The sequence below is a fragment of the Mesorhizobium sp. WSM4810 genome, from assembly GCF_055811235.1.
The window spans coordinates 80,411-97,045 of sequence record NZ_JBVVQV010000005.1 but is presented as its reverse complement, the minus strand read 5'-3'; the positions used below and the strand labels follow the sequence as shown (position 1 = coordinate 97,045).

The 16,635-nt window shown below is 63.8% G+C and carries 19 protein-coding genes and 1 tRNA gene; 11 read left to right on the top strand and 9 right to left on the bottom strand.

The annotated features are described in order from the left end of the window. The first annotated feature begins 110 nt into the window (after window positions 1-110). Window positions 111-386 carry a hypothetical protein gene (locus AC0L3O_RS09520; protein ID WP_128168604.1) on the top strand — a complete coding sequence of 92 codons (276 nt, stop codon included), beginning with the start codon at window positions 111-113 and terminating at the stop codon, window positions 384-386. A gap of 257 nt (window positions 387-643) precedes the next feature. Here AC0L3O_RS09520 and AC0L3O_RS09515 read toward each other — a convergent pair whose 3' ends face one another. Both AC0L3O_RS09515 and AC0L3O_RS09510 read right to left on the bottom strand, forming a co-directional pair. After that, on the bottom strand, window positions 644-2,212 hold the full coding sequence (locus AC0L3O_RS09515; RefSeq protein ID WP_128168605.1) for an alkaline phosphatase D family protein: 1,569 nt from the start codon (window positions 2,210-2,212) through the stop codon (window positions 644-646). Between the two features lie 278 nt (window positions 2,213-2,490). Then, the gene (locus AC0L3O_RS09510) at window positions 2,491-3,774 is read right to left on the bottom strand and encodes an MFS transporter (protein WP_473536401.1); all 1,284 of its coding nucleotides are present in this window, start codon (window positions 3,772-3,774) and stop codon (window positions 2,491-2,493) included. An 82-nt stretch (window positions 3,775-3,856) separates the two neighbouring features. Between AC0L3O_RS09510 and AC0L3O_RS09505 the strand changes: the two genes are divergently transcribed. Further along, window positions 3,857-4,456, top strand: coding sequence for a TetR/AcrR family transcriptional regulator (locus AC0L3O_RS09505; protein WP_473536402.1), 600 nt, complete (start codon window positions 3,857-3,859; stop codon window positions 4,454-4,456). A 45-nt stretch (window positions 4,457-4,501) separates the two neighbouring features. After that, window positions 4,502-5,095 carry a hypothetical protein gene (locus AC0L3O_RS09500; RefSeq protein WP_023800477.1) on the top strand — a complete coding sequence of 198 codons (594 nt, stop codon included), beginning with the start codon at window positions 4,502-4,504 and terminating at the stop codon, window positions 5,093-5,095. A gap of 246 nt (window positions 5,096-5,341) precedes the next feature. On the opposite strand, the gene ppa is transcribed toward AC0L3O_RS09500, so the two are convergent. The 5 genes from ppa to AC0L3O_RS09475 form a co-directional block, all read right to left on the bottom strand. Continuing rightward, window positions 5,342-5,875: an inorganic diphosphatase gene (gene ppa, locus AC0L3O_RS09495; protein WP_023800478.1), complete on the bottom strand. Its 534-nt coding sequence runs from the start codon at window positions 5,873-5,875 to the stop codon at window positions 5,342-5,344. 112 nt (window positions 5,876-5,987) lie between these two features. Further along, window positions 5,988-6,494 (bottom strand): GNAT family N-acetyltransferase, encoded by a 507-nt coding sequence (locus AC0L3O_RS09490; RefSeq protein WP_023800479.1) that lies wholly within the window; start codon window positions 6,492-6,494, stop codon window positions 5,988-5,990. A 116-nt stretch (window positions 6,495-6,610) separates the two neighbouring features. Further along, window positions 6,611-7,249: a TPM domain-containing protein gene (locus AC0L3O_RS09485; RefSeq protein ID WP_473615447.1), complete on the bottom strand. Its 639-nt coding sequence runs from the start codon at window positions 7,247-7,249 to the stop codon at window positions 6,611-6,613. Between the two features lie 8 nt (window positions 7,250-7,257). After that, window positions 7,258-8,085: a TPM domain-containing protein gene (locus AC0L3O_RS09480; protein WP_473536404.1), complete on the bottom strand. Its 828-nt coding sequence runs from the start codon at window positions 8,083-8,085 to the stop codon at window positions 7,258-7,260. An 85-nt stretch (window positions 8,086-8,170) separates the two neighbouring features. Beyond that, window positions 8,171-8,803, bottom strand: coding sequence for a LemA family protein (locus tag AC0L3O_RS09475; RefSeq protein ID WP_023800481.1), 633 nt, complete (start codon window positions 8,801-8,803; stop codon window positions 8,171-8,173). Window positions 8,804-8,964: 161 nt separating this feature from the next. Here AC0L3O_RS09475 and AC0L3O_RS09470 point away from each other — a divergent pair, with 161 nt between their 5' ends. From AC0L3O_RS09470 to AC0L3O_RS09445, 6 genes are all read left to right on the top strand, one after another. After that, window positions 8,965-9,207 carry a hypothetical protein gene (locus AC0L3O_RS09470; RefSeq protein ID WP_128248090.1) on the top strand — a complete coding sequence of 81 codons (243 nt, stop codon included), beginning with the start codon at window positions 8,965-8,967 and terminating at the stop codon, window positions 9,205-9,207. 7 nt (window positions 9,208-9,214) lie between these two features. Continuing rightward, a complete protein-coding gene (pdxY, locus tag AC0L3O_RS09465) occupies window positions 9,215-10,099 on the top strand; it encodes a pyridoxal kinase PdxY (protein WP_287184531.1) in 885 nt (294 codons plus the stop codon). Beyond that, window positions 10,096-10,851, top strand: coding sequence for a DUF429 domain-containing protein (locus AC0L3O_RS09460; protein WP_473615445.1), 756 nt, complete (start codon window positions 10,096-10,098; stop codon window positions 10,849-10,851). Before pdxY ends, AC0L3O_RS09460 begins: the two co-directional genes overlap by 4 nt. A 154-nt stretch (window positions 10,852-11,005) precedes the next feature. Next, window positions 11,006-11,650: a carbonic anhydrase gene (locus tag AC0L3O_RS09455; protein ID WP_473476130.1), complete on the top strand. Its 645-nt coding sequence runs from the start codon at window positions 11,006-11,008 to the stop codon at window positions 11,648-11,650. 9 nt (window positions 11,651-11,659) lie between these two features. Next, window positions 11,660-12,070 carry a nuclear transport factor 2 family protein gene (locus tag AC0L3O_RS09450; RefSeq protein WP_128168617.1) on the top strand — a complete coding sequence of 137 codons (411 nt, stop codon included), beginning with the start codon at window positions 11,660-11,662 and terminating at the stop codon, window positions 12,068-12,070. 96 nt (window positions 12,071-12,166) lie between these two features. Beyond that, window positions 12,167-14,221, top strand: coding sequence for a M3 family metallopeptidase (locus tag AC0L3O_RS09445; protein ID WP_473615444.1), 2,055 nt, complete (start codon window positions 12,167-12,169; stop codon window positions 14,219-14,221). An 85-nt stretch (window positions 14,222-14,306) separates the two neighbouring features. Here the strand turns inward: AC0L3O_RS09445 and AC0L3O_RS09440 are convergent, their stop codons facing one another. Both AC0L3O_RS09440 and AC0L3O_RS09435 read right to left on the bottom strand, forming a co-directional pair. Further along, on the bottom strand, window positions 14,307-14,636 hold the full coding sequence (locus AC0L3O_RS09440; RefSeq protein ID WP_473476123.1) for a DUF167 family protein: 330 nt from the start codon (window positions 14,634-14,636) through the stop codon (window positions 14,307-14,309). Between the two features lie 10 nt (window positions 14,637-14,646). After that, entirely contained in the window at window positions 14,647-14,937 is a 291-nt protein-coding gene (locus AC0L3O_RS09435) for a YggT family protein (RefSeq protein WP_023800489.1), read from the bottom strand. A 161-nt stretch (window positions 14,938-15,098) separates the two neighbouring features. Here AC0L3O_RS09435 and AC0L3O_RS09430 point away from each other — a divergent pair. Together AC0L3O_RS09430 and AC0L3O_RS09425 are read left to right on the top strand one after the other, a co-directional pair. Beyond that, a tRNA-Ala gene (locus tag AC0L3O_RS09430) sits at window positions 15,099-15,174 on the top strand. A 520-nt stretch (window positions 15,175-15,694) separates the two neighbouring features. Next, window positions 15,695-16,609, top strand: a complete 915-nt coding sequence (locus AC0L3O_RS09425) for a sugar phosphate isomerase/epimerase family protein (protein WP_473615443.1) — start codon at window positions 15,695-15,697, stop codon at window positions 16,607-16,609. The last annotated feature ends 26 nt before the right edge of the window (window positions 16,610-16,635 follow it).

Genomic DNA, 16,635 nt, shown 5'->3' with positions numbered 1-16,635 from the left:
AAGAGGAGGCGTGCCACCAAATAGATGGTCACCAAATCTTAAGCGTCTTGGTGTGAAATTGAATTATTAACCAAAGCGGAACCTTTCACGGTCGGGACAGTTCAAATTTCATGAGCAAAACGGGCATCAGATACCGGCCAATCCTTGCATGGGCTGCGCTCGCCGTTCTGCTTGCGGCAGGCGTGGCACAGTCGGCCGCGACGTCGAAGGAGCCTGCCCCGCCGTCCGACACCCGAACGGCGGAGCAGTTGTTTGCCGACGCTCCCGATGGCGTCGACCCGGTGGTGACCGGGCCGGTCAGCGCCGCCTTCAAGCAAAGGCAGGAGGCCGCCAACTGCGACAGCGCTGTTTGGCCCAATATTCCGACCGTTTGCTATCCGGATTAGGACTGCTTTCCGCACATTGTCGGAAAGGTCGGATCGACCCTTCCTGAAGTTTTGCCAACGCCGGCGCAGCCCCTCATCTCCCCGTAAACGGGGAGAAGCCCGCTGCGCGAAATGTCGGCTCTCCTTCTGCAACGTTCGCGATTAGCGAAATCTTCGATGCGGGCCACTTTCTCCCCGTTTAGGGGGAGAAATGCCCGGCAGGGCCATGAGGGGCAGCGCGACGTCACCCAGGATTGATACAAAGTGACCCAGTCCCCTCACGCCGAATGCACCGGGTCGAGCGTGACCTTGTAGAGTTCATTGTCGTCGCGATCCATCAGCCGCACCGTCATCTGTTCAGTGGCGCCATCGATGTCGACGAGGCCGAAGAACTGCAGGCCGGCCGAGGGTGGCAGGTTCTGCCCCTGCTCGGCGGTGGGCGCCTTGATGAATTTCAGCTCCGGGCCGAAGGTCATGTCGAAATCATTGGGTCCATAGGTGCCGGCGTGTAACGGACCCGAGACGAATTCCCAGAACGGATTGAAGTCCTGGAACTGCGCCTTGTCGGGATTGTAGTAATGCGCCGCCGTGTAGTGCACGTCGGCGGTCAGCCAGACGGTGTTGGTGATGCCGGCATTCTTTATGTAGCGAAGGAGGTCGGCAATTTCCAGTTCGCGGCCCTTGGCCGGGCCATTGTCGCCATTGCTGACGGCCTCGGCGCCGGCCTTGTTGGTGGCGTCGTTCCAGACGACGAGACCAAGCGGCATGTCGGCGGCGATGATTTTCCAGGTCGCGTTGGAGTTTGCCAGTTCGCGCTTCAGCCACTTCATCTGCTGTTCGCCGAGGATGCGCGATTGCGGCGTCACCGTATCCTGCATGCCAGGACCGTTGGCGCCGCGATAGGAGCGCATGTCGAGGAAGAACACGTCGAGCAGCGGCCCGTAGGCGATCTTGCGATAGACGCGGCCCGGTTCCGACGGCTCGTAGCGGATCGTCGTCATCTCGTGGAAGGCACGTGCCGCGCGTGCCGCCAGCACATGGATGTTTTTTTCCGAGTAGCGGTCGTCGGCGCTCAGGTTCTTCGAATCCGACCAGTTGTTGACCACCTCGTGATCGTCCCACTGGTAGAAGGTCGGGCAGATGGCGTTTAGCCCCAGCACGTTCTTATCCATCATGTTGTACTTCCACTGGCCGCGGTACTCGTCCAGCGTCTCGGCAACCTTGCGCTTTTCGTCGATGAGGACCTTGTTCTTCCACTTGCTGCCGCCGGGCAGCTCGACCTCGTCCTTCATCGGGCCGTCGGCATAGATGGTGTCGCCGGAATGCAGGAAGAAGTCGGGCGTATGCTTGCCGATCGTGGCATAGGTCTTCATGCCGGTGTCGTCGATGCCCCAGCCCTGGCCGGCGGTATCGCCCGACCAGGCGAAGCGGATGTCGCGTTTCGAGGCCGGCGCCGTGCGGAAGCGGCCGACGATCGGCTCGGAGACGGCGTTGATGTCGGCAAGATCGGCCGCGACCATGCGGTAGAAGATGTCCTGGTCGGAGGTGAGGTCGGTGAGCAGCCGCTTTACGGTGTAATCGCTGGCCGGCGACGTATCGAGCGGCGCAAGGCGCAAGGGATTGGCGAAATTCTCGGTCGACGAGACTTCGAACATGACGCGCGAAGGGCGGTCGGTCCGCGTCCACACCACGCCACTGGTTGCGTCGACATCGCCCGACTGGATGCCATGGGTGAAGGCGGGCCGCTGATTGGCGCGCGAATAATAGGGAAGCGCGAGGCCCGATACGCCGACGAGGCCGGCGGCGCTCGCCGACGTGACAAAAGCGCGGCGCGAAATCTTGTTCATGGCTGTCTCCTGGATGGCTTAAACGTCGCCGCCAAGGTCCAGCCTCAATGTTTCACGCACATCTCGAAACCATGAAGGTTTTCTGACGATCAACAGGCTGGCGAATCTCCCCCTCGAGGGGGAGATGTCGCCGAAGGCGACAGAGGGGGTCGTGTCGCGTGGAGCGCCAACCTCCTGCGTCGGCGATAAGGGGCCGAGCCCGGTCGGACCGACCCCCTCTGGCCGCTTCGCGGCCATCTCCCCCCTCAAGGGGGAGATTAGCGCTCGGCCGTCACAGCTCAAGCCGCCTGCGGGTTCGGCTCGAAGGCCGGACGGCTGGTGTTGATCAACAGCGAGATGCAGGCTGCGGCTATTGCCGTCATGCCGGCGATGAGGAAGGCAAGTTCGTAATTGCCTTGCAATTCACGCATGGTGCCGCCGAAGAAGGCAGCCGCCGCTGCACCCACCTGATGGCCGGCGACGATCCAGCCGAAGACGATCGGCCCGCTGCGGTCGCCGAACGCCTCGTTCGACAGCCTGAGCGTCGGCGGCACGGTGGCGATCCAGTCCAATCCGTAGAGCACGGCGAAGATGATCAAGCTGGTCGACGAAAAGCCGGAATAAGGCAGATAGATCAGCGACAGGCCGCGGATGCCATAATAGACGCCGAGCAGCTTGCGCGGGTCGAAACGGTCGGTGAGCCAGCCCGACAGCGTCGTGCCGATCAGGTCGAAGATGCCCATCAGCGACAGCAGGCCGGCGGCTTGCACCTGGCCGATGCCCATGTCGCCGCAAAACGCGATCAGGTGCGTTCCGACCAGTCCGTTGGTGGTGAAGCCACAGATGAAGAAAGTGGCGAACAGATACCAGAACACCCGCGTGCCGGCGGCACGACGCAGCGTGCTGAACGTGTGGGTGAGGAAATTGCCCTGCGAGGCCGGCGCAACCGGCGGCACGTCGTCGACGTCCGCGCCGTAGCGCACCATGCCGATCGCGGACGGCCGTTCCGGCACCAGCAGCCAGACCAGCGGCACCAGGCAGGCGGTGGCGACCGCAATGGCGATGGCGACAGGCTTCCAGCCGCCCGACTGGGCGAGCGCGGCGAGCAATGGCAGGAACACCAGCAGGCCGGTGGCGGCCGAGGCCGACATCAGCCCCATCACCAGGCCGCGATTGGTCTTGAACCAGCGATTGACGATGGTGGCGCCGAGCACCGTGGCGACCGCGCCGGAACCGACGCCGGAGAATACGCCCCAGGTGAGAAGCAGGTGCCAGGGCTGGGTCATCAACAGGCTGAGCGCCGTCGAGCCCGACATCAGCACCAGCGCCGCCAGCAGCGTGCGGCGCAGCCCGATCCGTTCCATCAGTGCCGCGGCAAACGGCCCGGTCAGGCCGTAGAGGAAGATGCCGATGGCCGCGGCGAGCGAGACGACATCGCGCCGCCAGCCGAAACTCTCCTCCAGCGGCAGCATCATGACGGCCGGCGCCGACCGCAGGCCCGCCGCGATCAGCAGGCACAGGAAAATGACGGCCACCACGACGAAAGCATAGCGCTGGCCAAACGGGCGGGATCGAGCTATCATGTTACTGACCGGTACGTTTCAATGCATGGGAGCATACGTACCGATCGGTAACATTGTCAAGCAGGCAACGGCACGTCCAAGAATGAAAAGCATTGAGCCAACGATCAAAGCGGATGAACGGCCCCGCGCGGGCGAAAAAATCCTTCGCGTTGCCCGCGACCTGTTCTACCGGCAAGGCATCAGGGCGATCGGCGTCGACGAGATCGTGCGGCGCGCTGGCGTCACCAAGCCCAGCCTCTATCGCAGCTTTCCCTCCAAGGACGAATTGGCCGCGTCCTATCTGCGGCAATACGACCTCGAGTTCTGGGCCCGCTTCGACGCGGCGGTGGCTGCCCATCCCGGCAATCCGCGCGCGCAGATCGCCGCCTTCCTGACCCGCATCGGCAAGCGCACGCAAAAGCCCGACTATCGCGGCTGCGGCATGACCAATGCGGCCGTCGAATATCCCGAACGTGGCCACCCGGCCCGCGTGGTGAGCGAGGCCAACAAGCAGGAATTGCGCCGACGCCTGCGCGCCATGGCGGCGGCAATGGGTGCCGGCGACGCCGATACGCTGGGCGACGGGCTGCTGCTTCTGATCGAAGGCGCCTATATCAGTGGCCAGCTGTTCGGGGCCGGCGGACCGGCGAAGTCTGTGGCCAGCAATGCCGACCTGCTGATCGAAGCGAGCTTGAAGAAATAGCGTTTGACGATACCGTGCGGCAGCCCCGAAACGGAGTTGCCCGCGATGCGTGCTCTTTTGCTGATCCCGCTTGCCCTCGCCGGCCTCTGCCAGCCTGCCCGGGCCGGCGCCATTTCCAGCGCCTACACCGATCTCGACTGGAAGAAGGACTGCGTGACCTACGCGCAAGCGGAGGAAGGCGACGGCGACTGGGCCAGTCTCGCCTGTTCGGGCTATCGCGGCTACCCGGTGCTGATCGCCTACGACGACGCGCGGGAATCGCTGTTTTATGGTTTTCCGCCCAGCAACATGACCCCAGTCTGGGAAAGTTTTGTCGCCTTCAACTCGGCGGCATCCAAACTCGAGTGGCGCATCGAGACGAACGGCGATCGCGCCGTCCCGTTTGCGGTCATTCATCGGCGCTCGATCAGCAATCCCGAGGTGGAGAACAAACCGACCGACGTGCTGATCGTCGCCAAGGTCGGCCAACCGGAGACCTATGAAGGCTGCACCGTCGGCCTGGTGCTGGCCACCGGCAACCCCGGCGCCAACGACCAGGCACGCAAGCTCGCCGACGAGAAGGCGCGGACCTTTGCCTGCGGCAAGGACAAGCGTGTGGTTATCGGCAACGCACCCGCTTTCGGCCGCGTCGATAATTAGGAGCGCGTCGCATTGAAAAGTAACGTCGGTCAGCGCTGCCCCTCATTGCCCTGCCGGGCATTTCTCCCCGTATAGTGACGGGGAGAAAGACGCAGCCATCAATGGTTTCGCCAATTACCACCGTTGCTGAATGGGCGCCAAGGTCGAGGTCAGCGGGCTTCTCCCCGTTCACGGGGAGAAGGTGCCGGCAGGCGGATGAGGGGCGGCGCTACGCCTGAAGTTTGCCCGCAAATTTCAGGCGCTGGGCTACTTGCTTGCCTTGGCCCGTTCGATCGCCTCGACGATCATCTTCTTGGCGTAGGCGGCGTCGTGCCAGCCCTCGATCTTGACCCATTTGCCGGGTTCGAGATCCTTGTAGTGCTCGAAGAAGTGCTGCACCTGCTGGCGGGTGATGTCGGGCAGGTGCGTGTATTCGGTGACGTTCTCGTAGCGCAGCGTAAGCTTGGGCGACGGCACCGCGATGATCTTTTCGTCGAGGCCGGAATTGTCCTCCATCACCAGCACGCCGATCGGCCGCACATTGATGACGCAACCCGGCACCAGCGCCCGCGTGTTGCAGACCAGCACGTCGATCGGGTCGCCGTCACCCGACAGCGTGTGCGGCACGAAGCCGTAATTGCCGGGATAGCGCATCGAGGTGTGCAGGAAGCGGTCGACGAACAGCGTGCCGGCCTCCTTGTCCATCTCGTACTTGATCGGCTCGCCGCCGATCGGCACCTCGATGATGACGTTGATGTCCTCCGGCGGGTTCTTTCCGATGGCGATGGCTTCGATACGCATGGCTTTTGTCCCTCTTTCGATTGGAAACCGATAGCGGGCAGCGGCGCATGGTGCAATGCGGCGAATGGTACTGAAATCGGCTGAGGGTGCTGGCGAGAGGGGTATCGAGCCGTCACTCCCAGACGAAGGCGACCTTCTTCAGAGCCTTCTGCTCGAAAACCTCGACTCCCTCGGCGACGTCGCGGCCGCCGGCGCCGGCATAGAAGGTGAGCGCGTTCTGGTTGTCCTCCAGCGCCCACACCACCATGCCTTTCAGCCCGTGGTCTGCCAGTCGCGCCCGTGCTGCCGAGAATAGCCGGCTGCCGAGCCCGATGCCCTGATATTCCGGGCGCACGTAAAGTTCGTAGATCTCGCCCTGCTGCTTGAGCTCGCGGGCGCGGTTCTTGCCGATCGTGGCGTAGCCGGCAACCTTGCCGCCGATCTCGACAACCAGGACGGTGGCGGCGCGGCGGATGGCGTTCGCCCACCAGTCGGCGCCGCGGCGGTTGATCATCGATGTCAGCGTGCGATGCGGGATGATGCCGGAGTAGGCGCCGCGCCAGGCCAGCAGATGCACGTCGGCGATGGCGCTTGCGTCGCGCGGCTCGGCTTTCCTGATGTCGATGCTCAGCGTCTTCATGATTGGTTAACCATAAACCCGCATCGCCCGATTGCAAGAGTCCGGTCAGCGGCTCCCAAGCTTTCGCACAGACGATAGACGTGCCGTTGAGTGCTGAAAAAACCGTTCGTAGCGACTCAGATTTCGACCAGATGGTCGTCGAGTTCGTTGCTGTCGCCGGAAGAAACCGGGAAATGCTCGGCCAGCACCGCAGCCGTCGCTTCGATCGCCTTGATGAAGCCGTCGGCGAGACGATCGTCGCGGGCATGCGCGGTAAGGTCGCGGACGACGCCGTCCCAGACATCCTGGCCGACGCGGCTGTCGATGCCGCTGTCGGCGATCACTTCGGCGTAGTGCTCGGCGATCGAAACGAACACCAGCACACCGGTGCGCGCCGTGGTGCGGTGGACGTTGCGGGCGAGGAACTGCTTTATCGCATTGGCATGCGCGGTCTGGTAACGCAGCCGTCTCGGCACCAGGTGGATGCGCAAGCCGGGCAGCGCCCACAACAGCACAAGCATCGAGGCCATCGCCAGAAGCTGGGCGATGACGAAATGCGGCACGCGGATCGACAGCCACCACGCTTCCAGCCCGTAGCTGACGGCGAGGCTGACGACGAGCATCGCCAGCGTCGCCATGAAGGCCGCCGGAAAGAAATAGCCGTCGCTGGCATAGGCGACCACGCAGTAGATTTCGCCGTCGGTCTTCGATTCGGCGACGCGGATCGCTTTCGCGATGCGGTCATGATCCTCGGGGCTGATCGGTCGAGTTGCCATGTCGTGTCTCACCAGCTTCCTGAAGATCCGCCGCCACCGGACGAGCCGCCGCCGCCCGAAAACCCGCCACCGCCTGAGCCGCCTCCGCCCGACGACCAGCCGCCCCCGCCGGACGACCAGCCGCCAGAAGATTGCCGGCCCGGCTCGAAAATCATGCCCAGCCAGCGATAGCGACCGGGGCCGATCTTCCGGCCGAAGATCGGCGGCAGGATGGAGGCGGCGATGCTGCCGAAGAAGATGATCGCCCAGATGCTTATGAAGATCGCAAAGAACAGATCGTCGGTGTTGAACGGCGGCTGCTGGTTGCGGGTCCCGCGCGCTTCCAGCTCTTCCGGATTGCCTTCCAGCACCATGACCATGTCGTCGACGGCCTTCATTATGCCGCCGGAGAAATCGCCGGCGCGGAAGGCCGGCACCATGTCGTTTTCGATGATCAGCCTGGTGTGCAGGTCGGTCAGCGTGCCTTCCAACCCGTAGCCGACCTCGATGCGCATCTTGCGGTCGTCTTTGGCGACCAGCAAAAGCACGCCATTGTCCTCGCCCGCCTGGCCGAGCTTCCAGGCGCGGAACAGCCGGTTGGCGTAGGGCTCGATTTCCTCGCCGTCGAGGCCAAGAAGCGTCGCGACGACGATCTGGTCAGAGCTCTCGGCCTCGAAATCCGCAAGCTTGCGGGTCAGCGCCGCCTCGGTTGCGGCGTCGATGATGCCGGCATTGTCGACGACCCGCCCGGTCAGGGCAGGCAATTCGGCGGCAAGGGTGGCGAGGGGGAGGAAGAGGGCTAAGTAGAGAAGGGCTAGAGCAACCGGCAGGAATGCAGGGCTTGCGTTCCGTCCCACCCCTCTTGAGGGGGAGATGTCCGGCAGGACAGAGGGGGGTGGGACGGAGTACAAGGTCAATGGAACTGCGCTCGCTAAGCGCCGATCACCCGCCCTGCTGCGTACCGAAATCGACCTTCGGCGTCTGCATCTTGTCTTCCTCGATGGTGAAGTTGGCGAACGGCTGATTGTCGCGGAACCACAGGGTCGCCCAAATCACCGACGGGAAGGTCCGCAGCGTCAGATTATACTCCCGCACCGCCTCGATATAGTCGCGGCGGGCGACCGAGATGCGGTTCTCGGTGCCTTCGAGCTGCGCCTGCAGCGCCAGGAAATTCTGGTTGGCCTTGAGGTCGGGATAATTCTCCACCACTGCCAGCAACCGCGACAGCGCGCTGGTCAGGCCGGCTTGACTGTCCTGGAATCTTTTGACCGCTTCCGGATCGCTCAGCGTGTCGGGCGTCACCGTCACCTGCGTCGCCTTGGCGCGCGCCTCGACCACGGCATCGAGCGTATCCTTCTCATGCGCCGCATAGCCCTTGACCGTCTCGACCAGGTTGGGAATGAGATCGGCGCGGCGCTGGTACTGGTTCAGCACCTGGCTCCATGCGGCCTTGGCGTTTTCCTCCGCCGTCGGAATTGTGTTGTAGCCGCAGCCGGCCAGCAGCGGCAGCACGATCGCCATCATCAGCAAGGCCGGCAGGTTGCGGAAGACGAAAGGGGAGGAAAGGGCAGGCATGGAAAATCCCTCAACAAGACTGACGGGCGAAGCATTACCACAATCCGCGCGCAAGAACATGACCTCAACCTGGGGCGCTGCTGGTGCTTTGGCATTCACTCTCAGGCCCTGTGATTGACCGGGCGAACAGGTTAAAGTCGCTGCGAAAACAGGGCATAGCCATGGCGGGACGCCAGGACAGCGACGACGAATCGCGCCGCATCATCGAGCGCGTGGCAAGTGAAACCGACCCGGCCTCGTCCGTTGCGCGGACCGCGAAGGGTGCGCGCGATGACGTCACTGCTGCAGACGCCGACCGGGCGGACCCGATCGAATATTGGGGCACGCGCATCGGCCGGGCGCTGGGGCTCATTGTCGGCATTGGCCTGTTGATCTGGCTCGTGCTTTTCATCATCCAGGGTTAGGAACCTCGTGAGCACCGAAGAATACGACGCGCCGCGCGCGGTTATCGTTATTTCCAGCCATGTCGCGCGCGGCTCGGTCGGCAACCGCGCCGCGGTCTTTGCGCTGGAGACGCTGGGCTTTCCGGTGTGGGCGGTGCCGACCGTCATCCTGCCCTGGCATCCGGGCCATGGACGGGCGACGCGCATCGTGCCGCCGCTCGATCAATTCAGGGCGCTGATGGCCGATCTCGAGCGCGCCCCGTGGCTGGGCGAGGTCGGCGCGGTGCTGTCCGGCTATCTCGGCGAAGGCGGCCAGGCCGACGCCGTCGCCTCGCTGGTCGGCGCGGTCAAGGCGAAGACGCCGGACGCTGTCTATATCTGCGACCCGGTGATGGGCGATTCGGGCGGGCTCTATGTGCCGGAGACGACCGCCATTGCCATGCGCGACCGGCTGATGCCGATTGCCGACATCGCCACGCCCAACCGCTACGAGCTGGAATGGATGGCGGGAGCGCCGCTGCCCGACCTCAAAGCGGTGATGGCGGCCGCCCTTCATGCCGGGCCGTCGACCATGCTGGTCACTTCGGCGCCGGCGATGATGGCCGGCGGCACCGGCAATCTGCTGCTCAACGGCAACCAGGCGCTGCTCGCCGAGCATCGCCTCATCGACAAGCCGCCCAATGGGCTCGGCGACCTGACGGCGGCCGTCTATCTGGCGCGCATCCTGTCCGGCCAACCGGCGATCAAGGCACTGCAGTCGACTACGGCCGCGGTCTACGAGATCCTGGCGCGCACCGCCAAGCGCGGCGGCGACGAATTGCAGCTCGAAACCGATGCACAGAGCCTGTCGCACCCGATGGCGATGGTGCAGCTTCGCCATCTCCTGCATCCGGGGCGGGACAAAAGAGCGTGACCGTTGTCGGCGTCGACGGCTGCAGGGCCGGCTGGATCGCCGTTCGCCGCGATCCGGGCGCAGCTCCCTCGGCAGCCGTTTTTCCAAGCTTCGCAGCACTGCTCGACGCATTGCCGGCCGACGCGACCGTCGCCGTCGACATGCCGATCGGCCTGCCCGATGTTTCGCAAAAGGGCGGCCGCGGGCCCGAAGCTCTGGTGCGGCCGCTGCTTGGCAACAGGCAATCGAGTGTCTTCGCCATCCCCTCGCGTGCGGCGCTTTACGCGCATACGGACGGCTTCACCACGATCGACGCGTGGCATGCCGCGCATCGCCAGGCAAGCGAAGTGGCCAAGGCGACCTCCGATCCGCCGCGCGGCGTCTCGATCCAGGCTTTTGGCATCTTTGCCAAGATCCGCGAGATCGATGCCGTGCTGATCGCACGTCCCGAACTGCGCCGCCACGTCTTCGAATCGCATCCGGAAGTCGCCTTCTGCCGGCTGAACGACGACCAGGCGATGCGCCTGCCGAAGAAGATCAAGGGCGCCGTCAACCCAGCCGGCATAGCGGAACGCAAGGCGCTGCTTTGCCGGCACGGTTATGTCAGGGGCTTTCTCGACCGGACGCCGCCGCCAGGCGCTGCTGCCGACGACTTTCTCGACGCCGCAGCGATGATGCTGATAGCCGGCCGCATCGCCAGCGGCGAGGCAAGGCCGTTTCCGGATCCGCCGCTCGCCGACCGTTTTGGCATCCCTGTGGCGATCTGGGCGTGAATTTCGTTGCCCCGTCTATCGGCGAGACGATCGCATTGGCGAATGGCAACCACGTCCTTCGCGATTCGGCATTGCTCGCGACCGGCTTTTGCCGCTAGAGCCTTCCTGACCTAAAGAGCTGCCGCCTAACCCCGAAAGGCTCCAGACGCCGCCAATGCCTCATCTCCCTGACCATCTGCTCACCGGCTACCGCAATTTCATGAGTGGCCGCTATCTCGCCGAAAGCGGACGCTATCGCTCTCTTGCTCGCGAGGGCCAGGCCCCCGAAACGATGATAATTGCTTGCTGCGACTCCCGCGCGGCCCCCGAGGCGATCTTCGACGCTGGCCCCGGCGAACTCTTCGTGCTGCGCAATGTCGGCAATCTGGTGCCGCCCTATGCGCCCGACGACCAGTTCCACTCGACCTCGGCGGCTCTCGAGTTCGCCGTGCAGAGCCTCAAGGTCAAGAACATCGTGGTGATGGGCCATGGCCGCTGCGGCGGCATCCGCGCGGCACTCGACAGTACCGCCGCGCCGTTGTCGCCCGGCGACTTCATCGGCAAGTGGATGAGCCTGATTGCGCCGGCCGCCGAGACCGTGTCGTCCAGCACCTTCATGACGGCGACCGAGCGGCAGACCGCGCTCGAGCGCATTTCGATCCGCTATTCGATCGCCAATCTCAGAACTTTTCCCTGCGTCTCGATCCTGGAAGGCAAGCGACGGCTGTCGCTGCACGGCGCCTGGTTCGACATCTCGACCGGCGAACTCTGGGTTATGAACAAGGACACCGGCGACTTCGAGCGGCCGGAGATGACGTAGGAGGGTTGCATGGCATGCCGTTCGATCGCTTTGGCCGCAGCGGCGCTGCTGTTTTCAGTCATATCCGCCGGCGCCGACGACGGCGCGCTCATCGGCCGCTGGTATGCGGCGCTACTGGTCGCCGATCGCACGGAACTGTCGGATCTGCTTGCCGACGACGTCCGGATAAAACTCGACGATCTCGGCGTCGTCCAGACCAAGCAGGAATTCATCGCCTCCATCGACGACTGGGAGGGCGCCGTCGCCGGGGCTGAAATCCGGCATCGGATCGAGAAGACCGAAGGCGGCGTCATCACGGTGATCGCCTGTTATGATTTCCCCAATAACGACGTGCTGATGCAGGAAACCTTCGCGATCGCCGACAACCGCATCACTGCCAGCTCGCAGGCGGCGATCGCAGAAAACTGCGATAGCTACTGACCAGCCGCGATATTGCGTGCGGCAAGCCGGCGCCTTACATCGGTGACGATCCGCCTCATCCCGCCACGCAGCGAAAGCCCCTCACTTAACGGAAGAATGCCCATGCTGTCCGCCGTCGACCTCGCCGCCCATCCGCTGACCACCTGGCAAGGACCGCTCGGCCTGCCCGATTTCACCCGCATCGGCGACGGCGATTTTTCCGGGGTTTTCGATGCGGCATTGGCGGCGCATGAGGCCGAGATCGAGGCGATATCAGGCAATGCCGAGACCCCGACCATCGAGAACACGCTTGCAGCGCTCGAGCTTGGCGGCGAGGCGCTCGACCATGTCTCGTCGATCTTCTGGTGCCGGGCCGGCGCCCACACCAACGAGGCGATCCAGGCGCTTGAGCGCGACATCTCGCCAAAGATGTCGCGGCATTTCTCGGCGATCTCGATGAACGAGAGGCTGTTTGCCCGCATCGACGAGCTCTACCAGCGCCGCGACGCCCTGAAGCTCGATGCCGAAACGCTGCGGGTGCTGGAAAAGACCTGGAAAAATTTCGTCCGTTCCGGCGCCAGGCTCGACGCCGCGGGCAAGAAGCGGCTGGCGGCGATCAATGAGGAACTATCGTCGCTCGGCACGAATTTCGGCCAGAACCTGCTTGCCGACGAGCGCGACTGGGCGCTGTTTCTTGACGAGGCCGACATTGCCGGCCTGCCGGAATTCCTGAAAAGCGCGATGGCCGAGGCCGCCGAGATGCGCGGCCAGAAGGGCCGCTATGCCGTCACCCTGTCGCGCTCGATCTACGAGCCGTTCTCGACCTTCTCCGAGCGCCGCGACCTGCGCGAAATCGCCTTTCGCGCCTTCACCATGCGCGGCCAGAACGGCGGCGCCACCGACAACACCGCCGTGGTGCGCGACATGCTGCGTCTGCGCGCCGAAAAGGCGAAGCTGCTCGGCTATGCTTCCTATGCCGCGCTGAAGCTCGACGACACCATGGCAAAGACGCCGGAGGCGGTGCATAAGCTGCTCGACCCGGTCTGGGAAAAGGCGCTGGAAAATGCCGCAAGCGATCAGATCGAATTGCACCGGCTGGCGGCCGAGGCCGGCAGCAACGAAGAATTCGCCGCCTGGGACTGGCGCTTCTATCAGGAGAAGCTGCGCGCCGAGAAGTTTGCCTTCGACGAGTCCGAGCTGAAGCCCTATCTGCAGCTCGACCGCATCATCGACGCCTGTTTCGACGTGGCGACAAAATTGTTCGGCATCAGCTTCGAGGAGAAGCAAGGCATCGCCACCTGGCATCCGGACGCGCGCGTTTTCATCGTCAGGAATGCCGACGACAGCGAGCGCGGGCTGTTCCTGGCCGACTATTTCGCGCGGCCCTCTAAGCGCTCCGGCGCCTGGATGAGCGCGCTGAAGTCCGGCTACAAGCTTGGCGATGGCTCCAGGCCGGTAATCTACAACATCATGAATTTCGCCAAGCCGCCGGAGGGCGAGGTAGCGCTTTTGTCGGTCGATGAGGCCAAAACCCTGTTCCACGAATTCGGTCATGCGCTGCATGGCATGCTGACCGAGGTCACCTGGCCGTCGGTCGCGGGCACCTCGGTCAGCCGCGATTTCGTCGAGCTGCCCTCGCAACTCTACGAGCACTGGCTGACCGTGCCGGCGGTGCTGGAAAAGCATGCGCTTCACGTGACGACCGGCAAACCGATGCCGAAGGCGCTGGTCGACAAGATGCTGGCGGCGCGCACCTTCGGCGCCGGCTTCGCCACGGTCGAGTTCACCGCCTCGGCCTTGGTCGACATGGCCTACCACGCGCGGCCGGATGCGCCGGAGGAGCCGCTTCGTTTCGAAGCCGAAACGCTCGAGAAGCTCAACATGCCCGACACCATCGCCATGCGCCACCGCACCCCGCATTTCGGCCACATCTTTGCCGGTGACGGCTATTCGGCCGGCTACTATTCCTACATGTGGTCGGAGGTCCTCGACGCCAACGCCTTCGCCGCCTTCGAGGAGACGGGCGACCCGTTCAATCCGGCGCTGGCCGAGCTGCTCAGGAAAAACATCTATGCCGCCGGCGGCTCGAAAGACCCGGAAGAGCTCTACACCGCCTTCCGCGGCAAGATGCCGTCGCCCGAAGCGATGATGGCCAAGCGCGGGCTGGTGTAGAGCGAGGGCCAACGGAGGACCAATCGCCAACCTCGGCGCCGCGGACCGACGATGTCTGATCAAAAGCACCTCGCAGCAGGCCACCTCACCGCGGCGCGCTTGGGCGGCCATCCAGCGCCTCGATGGCTTTCGCCAGCGCAGCCGGATCGCCTGATATGCGCAGCGTCTTCAGCCGCGCCGTGCCGCCGGCGACGACCGAGACGGCCGACCGCGGCACGCTCAGCGCCTTGGCGACAAGCCGTTCGAGCGCCTGGTTGGCGGCGCCGTTTTCCGGCACGGCACGGACGCGGGCCTTCAGATGGCTTCGCCCGTCTGCCGAGATCTCGATGCCTTCGAGCCTGTCCATCGCCGCTTTCGGCGTCAGCCGGACGAACAGGTCGACGCCGTCGTTACGCGGGCGAAACGGCCCGGTCATGGAACCGCCGTCAGACGACCAACGGCGCCACCGTGGTGAGCAGGAACTGCCGCAGGAAGAACAGGATCAGAAGCAGGATGATCGGCGAAATATCGATGCCGCCGAGATCGGGCAGGAAGCGGCGGATCGGCCGCAGCGCCGGCTCGGTCAGCCGGAACAGCATGTTGCTGACGCTATCGACGAACTGGTTGCGCGAGTTGACGACGTTGAAGGCGTAGAGCCAGGAGAAAATCGCCGAAGCGATGATGATCCACCAATAAATGTCAAGCGCCAGGACAATGGTCTGAATGAGGGCTATCATGCCGGTCTCCGATTGTTGCCGACATGTAGCCATTGCAGGCGGAGGCGGCAAGAGCCAGCTTCGCGGCACGGCAGGCCGGTGGCTGGCCGCCCGGCGTTTGGGCAAAACGCCGTCTTGACAGGAAACCGCCGCGCCCGATAAATGCGCCCATTCCGCTGGACGGGGCTGTAGCTCAGCTGGGAGAGCGCGTCGTTCGCAATGACGAGGTCAGGAGTTCGATCCTCCTCAGCTCCACCAGCGGAAATTTACCCCAGTAAAATCAGGAAGATAGCTGTAGCGGCGCACCTCGAACGCGCTCTGGCGGGCTTTGAGCTTGGGGCTTTTAAACCTGGCCATCAAGCCATTCTCGCAGATCGGGGTCCTCGTGACCTTCAGGGATAGGCGGTCTCGTTCTGACGTACCAGATCACGCCAAATCCAACTGCCGCCCACGCGCCAGCAACCACGAATGTGATGATGTCAGTCACTTCAAACCCCTAGGCCCGACACATCATTAGCTCGACCGAAATCGCCCCACAAGAGCAGAATCAGGTCGTTGCGGGAGTGGGCTGGTGCCTAGCCAAGGGAAGTCCTGCTGTTGTCAGACGCCTAACTAAATCCAGCCGTTCCGCACGGCTGTCACAGCCGCTCACGATGGCCTGCTCTGCGACGATCCGATGGCATTCGTCAGACAGGTTTGCGCATTGCCGGCGGCGACACGGTTGAAGCGGCCTGCACAATCGGCATAGTAGGCCGGTCGTGAACCACGGGAGGGCAATATGAAGCTCGGACTGCTCACCGCACCGTTTGCCGACACCCCGCTTGGCGAGGTCGCCGTCTGGGCAAGTTCTGCCGGCTTCGAGGCGCTGGAGATCGCCTGCTGGCCGAAATCCTCGGGTGCTGCCCGGCGCTATGCCGGCACCAGCCATATCGACGCCGCCTCGACCTCGGCCTCGCAGGCCAAGGAAATCGCCGCCGCACTGGCGGAAGAGAACCTGTCGATCTCCGGCCTCGGCTTTTATCCCAATCCGCTGCATCCCGATGCCGCCCACCGCAAGGCCGTCGTCGATCATTTGAAGAAGGTGATCGTGCTGGCGAGCCATATGGGCGTGCCTGTCGTCAACACCTTCTGCGGCGGCGACGCCTCAAAAACCATCGACGCCAACTGGCAAGAGGCACTCAAACTGTGGCCCGATATCATCGCCCATGCGCGCGACAACGGCGTCAAGCTGGCTTTTGAGAACTGCCCGATGATCTTCAGCTACGACGAATGGCCGGGCGGCCACAACATCGCCTATTCGCCCTATATCTGGCGCCGCATCCTCGAGGCATGGGGCGGCGACGTCGGCATGAACTTCGACCCGTCGCATCTGGTCTGGCAGATGATCGACCAGGCCCGCTTCATCAGGGAATTCGGCCCGTACATGCTGCATGTCCATGCCAAGGACCTGATGATCGATCATGATGGCCTTTACGAGCGCGGTATCCTCTCGGCCGGCATGGGCTGGCAGGTGCCGCGCATGCCGGGGCTTGGCGATGTCGACTGGAATGTGATCTTCTCCGGCCTCTACCGCGCCGGCTACGACGGAGCCATCATCATCGAACACGAGGACCGGCGCTTTGAGGGAAGCGACGACGACGTCAAGCGCGGCTTTCTGCTCGCCCGCGACGTGCTGCGCCCCTTCGTGAAATGAGGCCCCTTTTCGAACTGAACTGAAAA